The sequence below is a fragment of the Microcystis sp. LE19-41.2A genome (assembly GCF_027530405.1).
GTDB classification, from domain to species: domain Bacteria; phylum Cyanobacteriota; class Cyanobacteriia; order Cyanobacteriales; family Microcystaceae; genus Microcystis; species Microcystis aeruginosa.
Map to the genome: position 1 here is coordinate 1 of NZ_JAPZQJ010000466.1, position 9351 is coordinate 9351.

At 43.1% G+C, this 9351-nt stretch carries 6 protein-coding genes and 1 pseudogene; 1 reads left to right on the forward strand and 6 read right to left on the reverse strand.

Annotated elements, in window-relative coordinates:
• Window positions 1-141: 141 nt before the first annotated feature.
• From O9290_RS19765 to O9290_RS19775, 3 genes and pseudogenes are all read right to left on the reverse strand, one after another.
• Window positions 142-555: pseudogene (locus tag O9290_RS19765) on the reverse strand (transporter substrate-binding domain-containing protein); the annotation flags it as partial.
• A gap of 528 nt (window positions 556-1083) precedes the next feature.
• On the reverse strand, window positions 1084-2604 hold the full coding sequence (gene kaiC, locus O9290_RS19770; RefSeq protein ID WP_002797104.1) for a circadian clock protein KaiC: 1521 nt from the start codon (window positions 2602-2604) through the stop codon (window positions 1084-1086).
• A 255-nt stretch (window positions 2605-2859) separates the two neighbouring features.
• Window positions 2860-3387 (reverse strand): Pycsar system effector family protein, encoded by a 528-nt coding sequence (locus O9290_RS19775; protein WP_002761637.1) that lies wholly within the window; start codon window positions 3385-3387, stop codon window positions 2860-2862.
• A 16-nt stretch (window positions 3388-3403) separates the two neighbouring features.
• Here O9290_RS19775 and O9290_RS19780 point away from each other — a divergent pair, with 16 nt between their 5' ends.
• Entirely contained in the window at window positions 3404-3553 is a 150-nt protein-coding gene (locus O9290_RS19780) for a hypothetical protein (RefSeq protein ID WP_002761639.1), read from the forward strand.
• A 78-nt stretch (window positions 3554-3631) separates the two neighbouring features.
• Here O9290_RS19780 and O9290_RS19785 read toward each other — a convergent pair whose 3' ends face one another.
• From O9290_RS19785 to O9290_RS19795, 3 genes are all read right to left on the reverse strand, one after another.
• Window positions 3632-4558, reverse strand: a complete 927-nt coding sequence (locus O9290_RS19785) for a branched-chain amino acid transaminase (RefSeq protein WP_288054789.1) — start codon at window positions 4556-4558, stop codon at window positions 3632-3634.
• Between the two features lie 23 nt (window positions 4559-4581).
• A complete protein-coding gene (locus O9290_RS19790) occupies window positions 4582-6342 on the reverse strand; it encodes a M61 family metallopeptidase (RefSeq protein ID WP_288054787.1) in 1761 nt (586 codons plus the stop codon).
• A 448-nt stretch (window positions 6343-6790) separates the two neighbouring features.
• Window positions 6791-9241: a transglycosylase domain-containing protein gene (locus tag O9290_RS19795; RefSeq protein WP_288054791.1), complete on the reverse strand. Its 2451-nt coding sequence runs from the start codon at window positions 9239-9241 to the stop codon at window positions 6791-6793.
• Between the last annotated feature and the right edge of the window lie 110 nt (window positions 9242-9351).

Here is a 9351-nt window from a genome sequence, read left to right on the forward strand (position 1 = left end):
AATCCTTATCTGGCAAGAGATTTAATTGATTAGTTCGCTCTAGATCGCAAACAATTGACAAAAATCGCGGTAATGTCTGTCTCTATAAGGGTTTCATTCCTTATAACCCCCATCCATTGCATAACACAAACCGAAGAGCCCATTTTCCCTTTTAGTTAGAAATTGCGCTCCTGTCATAAAATAGGGAATAGAAAAATTAACCTTTTCTAGTCTTTCTTCCGTAATTGTTGCCGCATTACAGGATAAATCTACTTGTCCCTGTTCCACTTGCTGAAAACGATTATTAGTCGTCGCTTCTATAAAGGTTATTGTAATCGGTTTACCTAATTCTTGTGCTAATCGACGTTGGACTAAGCGCATTAATTCCACTCCGTAACCTGTCCATTGTCCCGTTTTATCATCGATATAACTAAAGGGAGTAGCATCTTTTCTGGCTGCCGCTTTTAATTCTCCCGTGCGAGCAATTCTTTGTAAAACTGTTTCTGCCAAGGCTGATAAATGTAGATTATTTATCAGTAAAAGACCTAGAAAAATCAACCAAAAGTTTTTAGACATATCAAGAAAGCAAGAAGGAGATAGGGAGAAAAAAGCTAACCACCGACGCATGATTAGCAAATGCTGCTATAGCGTTTCTGATTCACAAGAGGTACATTCCCGATCCTGAACAGCTTAATCAGCAAAGGTTTAAGTGTGCCGCACAGATGCGAGAACCGCTATATATTTTAACTAGAGCTTGCTGAATAAATCTAAAAACCTTGTTGGATAAGACTTTTAGACCTTTTTAAAATCCAAAAGTGCCTCGTCTGGGAGTAATCAGGGGGAAAATTCCGGGACTTTTTCCCTGAAAATTAGGTAAGTAGCTGGTTATAATTAAATTAAAAATGGATTTTAGGTTCGATCCCCCCTGCCCTCCTTGATAAGGTAGGGTTGATTCATGAATCAACCCTACCCTTGATAAGGGGGGTGTCTGATAATTTTTAACGCCTACCTACTTAATTTAGCAGATAAAAATCGGTAAAACCCTACACCCCACACCCCACACCCCACACCCTACCCCCACCGAAAAACTTTTTGCCGCAAACCCTAACTACGATCCTCGAATAATCCACTCAAACGTTCTACTTCTGTTTGTGCTGTGTACATAGGAGTTCCAGCCAGAATTCCGGTAACATTGCGGAAAGGTTGACCGATGTGCATACCTTGATGATCGATCGAAAACTCACGAATATCCTTATCGTGCATAGAACCGCGCATTTTTAAAACAGTGATACCGCGGCGCATTTCTCCATACATTTCCACATAACGCAGCAGAATAATTGAATCGGTAATTGTAGAAATATGAGCTTCTGTAATCGAGGAACCTCCTAATAAAGTGGGAGTGGTGGAAGTAAATAATCCTCCCACCTCTTTTTGCTTAATAAAAGAAGTCAAACCGATAATAAATTCCCGAAATCCTTTCAGATTAGAAACCCTTTCTAAAGCAGATAAACTATCTACTGCCACTCGATTAGGTTGAAACTCCTCGATAATTTCCTTCATCATAATTAAATGATTTTCTAAACCCGTAGTTTCGGGATAACGGCAGACTACCTTTAATTTACCTTCCTTTTCCATGCGGTCATAATCCACACCCCAACCGGTAGCATTTCTAAATAACTGTTCTCGACTTTCCTCGAAGGCAAAAATTAAACATCTTTCCCCATTGGTTACTCCCCCAGCCATAAATTCTGTCACCATCAGGGTTTTTCCTGTTCCTGTGGCTCCCGAAACCAAAATAACCGAATCGCGGAAGAAACCACCCCCACACATTCTATCGAGTTCCAAGCTGCCAGAAGTAATGCGAATATTAGAGGATTTTTGTTCTAATTCAATGGCTGATAAAGGAATAATCACGGCCCCTTTATTGGGAATAATTGTAAAAGGAAATTCTCCTTTTTGGTGATCGGTTCCCCGATATTTTAAAATTTCGATCGTCCTTCTTCTTTTCTCATCGGTTAAAACGTTGCGTAAAATCACCACATTATCGGCCACAAACTCCTCCACCCCATAACGACTGATTTCGCCGTATTCTTGGGTTCTTTCTGCGGTCATAATCGCTGTTACTTCCAATTCTCGCAAAGCGGTTGCCAGACGAAAAAGATCACTTCTCACTTGAGCGCTATCACTTAAATGGCTGAAAATTGCGCCTAAAGAATCCATAGACACCCGTTTGGCTTTATTTTTGCGGATAGCAAACTCAATGCGAGCGATTAATGCGCCTAGGTCGTATTCTCCCGTCACCATCGGCTTTTCTTCCGGTTGGGGGGAAGCATCGACAAAGGCCCATTGACGATTCTCCTCCCACTGCCGGATATTCCAACCAAAACCACCCATATTTTTTCTTAGTGCTTGGGGTGGCTCCTCGAAGGTGACAAAAACGCCATTTTCTCCATTTTTGATGCCTTCTGCGAGAAATTGACAGGCAAAAACCGTTTTAGCACTTCCTGCCGTCCCCGCTATCAAAGTTGCTCTTCCTTTCGGTAATCCCCCTTCCGAAAGAAAATCAAAGCCGGGGATTCCTGTTTCTAACTTCTCAATCAACTCTAGGGGATTATTTTGCGTCATTCTAAGTTCTCTATGAAAACGAGCTAATGTTTATTGTACCTATTTCAGTGACCAGCGATACCAGAAATTCATCCCTAGTTGGGGTGTATCAAGAAAATTCAGTGAGCGTTGTTAACTTTTATGACAATATCGACTAGATTATCCACATTATCTGCTGAGAATTTCTCGAATATAAATGATCAATAAATAATCCCAAGAGCTTATTTTTCAAGAAAATATTAAGTAGGCTGTGTTAGCGCAGTAAGGTAGTTAGGGTTATATCCCCGCACAAAATTTACCCAAAACAGGAATAGAAATAAAAATCATCTCATCTAATAAAAACAAGATTACTGCTGTTACTATCGTCCTAATTGCCCAATTTAATCTAATTGCTTTTTGCTCTCTAATTTTAGAGATTATAACTAAAGTTTCTGTTTGTAAATATTGTATTAAAGCCGTTAGATAGTCTTCTTCCTCTGCTTGGTTCCATTCCTCAGCAAGCAATTGTTCTGGTAGGATAATTTCACCACCCACTACTGGGGATAGACCCCATAATCCTAAGCCAATAGTAATAATTGTGAATAAATAAGCCAAAAATTTCAAAAGATAGCAGCTAAGACAAGGATAAATAGACTGGTTACATTCAAGGGAAACTATATAAGCAGGTAAATCTTTGCCAAAATTAACCAAAACACCGCTAATAGTCAGAATCAAAGTAAGTTTTGTATTTAGTTGATTAATACTATCCTTGACAACTTTGATAGAGTTTAAGGTATAATCATAGGTAAGCCGAATATTTGTCATACTTATTTGCTCTACTATGGAACATACAACCGATAATAATCAAAATCAGCAAAAAACCGACAATCAACAAGAAAAAACAGCAACAGGGAAGAAACCCGTGCTGAAGATTGATCCTAAGAGAACTATACCCTACATACAGGAAGGAATCAAACCGAAAAATAGATAAATTCTGTTTATTTCAGGGTTCCTTGAGATGCGTAAAATGATGACGCATCTCAAGGAAAAATCAAGTAAATTTCTCTAACTATAAAGGAACTTGAGTAATCCAATCTTGATACTTTGGTTCCTGATTAAGAACGATAGAACTTAACTTTTCTTTTAACTGATAAGTAATCGGTTTAGCCGCAGGTAAAGAAAAAGTTTCAATCCTTTTAATCGGAGTAATTTTCGCCGCAGTGCCACTTAAAAACACCTCATCAGCGATAAATAACTCCGTCTTATCTACGGGTCTTTCAATAACCGGAATACCCAAATCCCGCGCGATAGTTAAAACACTATCTCTAGTAATACCCTCTAGGATATCTTGGTCAAAACTAGGAGTAATTAGCTGACCATTTCTGATGATAAAAATATTCATTCCCGTCGCTTCACAGACTTTACCCTGAGAATTCATCAAAATTGCCTCATCAAACCCCGATTCTACCGCTTCCGTTTTTGCTAAAGCAGAAGTGATATAAGCGGCGCTAATTTTACCTCGCAACGGGAAACTTCTATCCTCTTGACGATACCAAGAACTAATCCGACAGTTAACCCCATCAGCTGCTAAATAATCATCCATTTCTAGACCATAGACGAGAAAATCCTTCTCGATACCATGCAATCGCGGGGCAATTCCCAACCCCGAACTATAGACAAGGGGACGAATATAAAAAGGTCGATTACACTGATTCTTTTTAACAAAATCGATAATTATTTGATAGATTTTATCGGCAGGAATCTCGTAATTAAGAAACTTAGCACTTTGACTTAAACGCTGACAATGACGTTCTAATCTAAATAATAATATCTGTCCCGGATTGCTAGGGTCAGGAGTACCTCGTAAACCCCCGAAAGCGGCAGTTCCGTAGTGTAGTGCGTGGGTAGCAACGGATAACTTTGCCTCGCTAAAAGGGATAAATTTATTCTCAAAATAGGCGAGAGGAAGGAAAGGAATTTCGGCGGTAATAGACATTTTTTTGTTGATTTAACCAAGAATTAAACGGGATTTACCCATGCGGAAAAATTTTGTTTCTGGCTATTAGAAGGATTTTCTACCCTGATAATTTCATAGCGAATCGTCTGCGGGGCAGCCAGTGGAACAGCAAGGGTTCGCAATTCATCGAGATGAAAGACTGTTATCTGAATAATATCACCTGCGCGGTAGTGTTTTAATCTTTCGTTTAACTGTTCCGCCGTCACCCGCAATCCATCGATAGCCAATAACTCATCATCAGCATTAATTCCCGCTTTTTGGCAAGGGGAACCCATCTCGACAAATTTAATTATTTCTTTACCCGCTTCACTCTGTAGCCGCATTCCCAGATAAGGTATCGTCTCCCCATTGTCAACACCCCGCAGATAGAGTCCAAAAGGTTCAAGATATTGATTAAAGGGTAATTCTTCTAAACCGTCGATATAACGGCGGTAGAAGTCGCTTAAATCCACCCCTGCGGCAGATTCGAGAATTGCTTGCAATTCCCCATCGGTATAACCAATCTCCTCTTTACCGAAATGTTGCCACATCGAGCGTAAAACATCATCGAGGGAACGACGGTTATCGGTGTGGGTGCGAATTAGTAAATCGAGAAGCAGCGATAATAATTCCCCCTTGAGATAGTAGGAAATTTGACTATTATCGCTATTGCTATCCCGTCGGTAGAGTTTTATCCAGGCATCGAAACTCGCTTCGCCTAGAGGTTGGACAAGACGACCTGGTATATTGAGATAACGGCTGATTTCTTTGCTTAAAAGCTCTAAAAAAGTCTTACTATCGTATATTCCCGCCCGTAGAGGGATTACTATATCGTAATAACTGGTGGTTCCTTCGGCAAACCAGAGGGAAGAAGTATAATTTTCTGCATCATAATCGAAGCTTTCTAAAGCTTTTGGGCGAATACGCTTGATATTCCAGAGATGAAAGAACTCATGGGCGACTAATTGCAGAAAACGATTATATTTATCCTTATCTCGCAATCCCAAACGCGCATAGTTAAGGGTACAGGAATTTTTATGTTCTAGTCCCCCGTAACCAGCCGCCGAAAGATGTAGCAAAAAGAGATAATTATCATAAGGGAGTCCACCGAACATAGCCGACTCGGTTTGAATAATTTTAGTGGTATCGGCGATAATTTGACTAGGATTGGCGTTTCCCCGTCCCCAGATAGCTAATTGATGGGGTTTTCCCTCGACGACAAAATCGTATAACTGATGAATCCCCACCTCCACAGGACTGTCCACTAGGGTATCAAAATCGGGAACGTGAAAGGTGTTTTTCTGTCCGGATAAAGATTTTAAGGCAGTGGTAACGCGCCAATCGCCATGGGGGGGGATAATTGTCAGGGTGAGGGGATGTTTTTGATAATCGGGGATATAGAAAAATAAAGCAGCCCCGTTGAAGTAACCGTGAGTATCATCGAGATGGTTGGTTCTGACGGTTAAATCGTGGGCAAAAACGCGATATTTGACTGTTATTTCGGAACTGTCACCATTGTCAATCTGCCAGTGATTTTTAGCAACTTTGCGACTGTTGAGGTTAACAGCTTGAAAATCTTGGACTAAACGGGAGTATTCCCGCACTAGATAGGAACCGGGAGTCCAAACCGGCATTTTTAGGTTTAAAATCGGAGCTTGCCAACCGGTAATCTGTAGAGTGACTTCAAAGAGGTGTGAAGTCGGTTCCGACATAGCCACTTGATAGCTGAGACTTAAACGAGTTGAGGAGATGGTAGTGGGGGAAATAAGACTGGTCATCGGCATTAAACAGGCTTTTTAGTTATTCTACTAAATCCAGTTATTAAAAACTGATTATTTATTCCCCCTTTTGCATGAGTGCCTCTCCTGATATGTAGCCTATACTCAACGGATGGCCGTATTACTTCCGATTTTATCACTCAATCCAAGCCTTTGGGGGGTAGAACCCCCAAACTCCTAGGGTTGATTGATAGTAGGGTTGATTGATAGTAGGGTTGATTCATGAAACAACCCTACCCAAACCCCCCGTTGGGGGACGGCTGCTGACGCATCTGTAATAATTTAAGAGTCACTCCCCTTGCATGACTGTCTCTCCTGATATGTAGCCTATACTCAACGGATTTAACCCCGTGTGCAACTATATTTTTACTCTTGATTTACAAGGCTTTCAGAAATCAGCAGAGATAAAGTATCCTCTGTAACCCCCGCAAATCCTGCGGTTTTTTTTGCCGATTCAGCGTCTTTCTGCCGGGGGTGCAGGAGGAGCCACATCGGGGGGAGAAGTTACCTCTAGGGGAACCGAACGAGTTTCGGGAGCTGCCACAGTGACGGGAACGGTAATCGGTTCGGCTGCTGCGGGGGCCGTATTTTCAGGACTAGGAGCAGCGGCGCTGGTAGGAGCGACGGTAGTACGCCGACGACTAGAACGGCGTTGGCTGGGTTCGCTAGTATTAGAACGAACGATAGTTTGCTCGCGACTTACCCGAACCCGTCGCCGTCTGCGGATGGGGCCTTCGGTGGGGGAACCCTCATCGCTGCTGGCTAAACGATTGTTAGTAGTTTGGGTAAAGTAGGTACGTCGGGGTTTAATGGGTTCCGCTTTTACTGTCACTGGACGTTTGCCTAAATTCGGTTCTGGGAAACCTTGATAGGGAATATCCTTGATTGCTCCTAACATAAATTGTCGCCACATCCAAGCGGACATGGTACTGGCTCCATTGGTGGGTTTATTATTGTCATTACCGAGCCAAATTCCCGTGACTAATTGGGGAATATAACCGACGAACCAAAGGTCGCGAGCCTTATCAGAAGTGCCGGTTTTTCCTGCCACCGGACGACCGATTTGTGCGGGGGTTCCCGTTCCCGAATTAACCACATCCTGCAGCATCCAAGTCATCGTCGCTGCCGTGTTTTGATTGAGAGCAGTTTTCGGTTTAAAATTGGCTTGATAAATTACTTTACCATTGCGATCGAGTACCTGATTAATACCGTAAACTGGTTGATGCACACCATTATTAGCAAAGGTTCCGTAGGCGCTGGTCAATTCTAAAAGATTGACTTCCGAAGCACCCAAAGCCAAAGAATAAGTGGGTAAAAGTTTCGACTGGATCCCCATATCTTGAGCTAATTTAATCACCGGATTCCAACCGACGGCCACTAACACCTGAACTGCCACCACATTCAGGGAAGAAGTCAAAGCATCGCGCATGGACACCTCGCGGCCGCTATACTTATCGCCGTAGTTTTCCGGTTTATAACCATCCACCACATACTGGGCATCTTTATAATTAGAATAGGGGGATTTCCCCGCCGCAATCGCCGCCGCATAGACAAAAGGTTTAAAAGTAGATCCCGGCTGACGTTTTGCCTGTGTCACCCGATTGAATTGATTCTTATCGTGGTCAATTCCCCCGACCATGGCCTTAATTTGTCCATTTTTGGGGTCAATTGCCACTAAAGCCGCCTGTTGGAAGTGCTGCCACTGGCCATAACGAGAAACCGCTCTTTCTACCACTTCCTCCGCTTCGCTTTGCCAACGAGGATTAAGGGTAGTTTTTACCACCAATCCCCCCGCTTCTAGGGTTTTAGCGGGAACCAGTTGCGGCAGTTCTTTTTCCACATAATCGGTAAAATAGGCCGCTTGCCGTTGCAGACGTTTTAGGGGACTGGTTTTCAGACCCAGGGAAGATGCGATCGCAAGTTGCGCTTGAGCGTTAGTAATAAATCCCACCTCGGCCATAGTTTTTAGGACGATATTACGCCGTTCTAGGGTAGATTTAGGGTTTTCGAGGGGAGAATAGAGACTAGGAGCGGGAACAATGCCGGCAAGGGTGGCAGCTTCGGCTAGAGTTAATTTATCGACGGGTTTACTGAAATATAACCAAGCGGCATCGGCCAGACCGTAGGCCCCGGAACCGAGATAAACTAGGTGAAAATAACGCTCTAAAATCTGGTCTTTTGTGTATTTATCTTCTATTTTCTGAGCGATACGCATTTCGCGTAATTTGCGATCAAAACTCCTTTCTTGGGATAAAAAGACAATCCGGGCCAATTGTTGGGTGATGGTGCTGCCTCCTTCCACCACTCCCCCGGCTCTCAGGTTAGAAAAGAGAGCGCGAGCAATACCCTGGCCATCAACTCCCCCGTGTTCACGAAAACGGCGGTCTTCACTAGCGATAAAGGCCTCCTGTACCAGTGGGGGAACTTGGGCAATTTTCACGGTTTCGTAAGTGCTAGGGCCATTTTGCTTGAGGATTTCCCCATTAGCGGCTTGAATGGTTAGGGTGCCGGGACGAGCATAGGTTTGTATATCGGCGATATTTTGCGGTAGAGAGGTTTCAAGGCGATAAATGCCCCAACCTACCCCTAAAATGCCCCCAGTTACGCCTAATCCCAATCCCAAGTACAACCCAAAGCGGGGATGTTGTCGCCATTGCGGTAAGGGGGAATTGTCGATCAGGGTAGTAAATTTGTTCTTTAAGGGTTTTAACGTCTCTAGAGCCTTGCTACTGGTTTGGGAGACTAAATTAACCTTTTTTTTATCAGAAGCGGCTTCTACTGTCTTTTCCCCAGCAACTGGCGCAGATTCGGAGTTGATCGGATCGACTTTAGGGGGTTGCTCGGAATTCTCTAATTTATTAGCGAGATTATGAAAAAATTGACTAAGTTTTTGTTTGTATTTCATGTTAGTTGAGCGGGTGAGAGTGAGGGTGAGGGTGTGGGGTGTGGGGTGTGGGGTGTGGGGAAGTGGGGAAGTGGGGAAGTGGGGTAGTGGGGTAGTGGGGTGTTGGGGTG

Bases quoted from the DNA above. Each gene is read 5' to 3' on its own strand.
- kaiC (WP_002797104.1), bottom strand. From the start codon at position 2,604: ATGACGCAAAATAATCCCCTAGAGTTGATTGAGAAGTTAGAAACAGGA.
- O9290_RS19775 (WP_002761637.1), bottom strand. From the start codon at position 3,387: ATGACAAATATTCGGCTTACCTATGATTATACCTTAAACTCTATCAAA.
- O9290_RS19780 (WP_002761639.1), top strand. From the start codon at position 3,404: ATGGAACATACAACCGATAATAATCAAAATCAGCAAAAAACCGACAAT.
- O9290_RS19785 (WP_288054789.1), bottom strand. From the start codon at position 4,558: ATGTCTATTACCGCCGAAATTCCTTTCCTTCCTCTCGCCTATTTTGAG.
- O9290_RS19790 (WP_288054787.1), bottom strand. From the start codon at position 6,342: ATGCCGATGACCAGTCTTATTTCCCCCACTACCATCTCCTCAACTCGT.
- O9290_RS19795 (WP_288054791.1), bottom strand. From the start codon at position 9,241: ATGAAATACAAACAAAAACTTAGTCAATTTTTTCATAATCTCGCTAAT.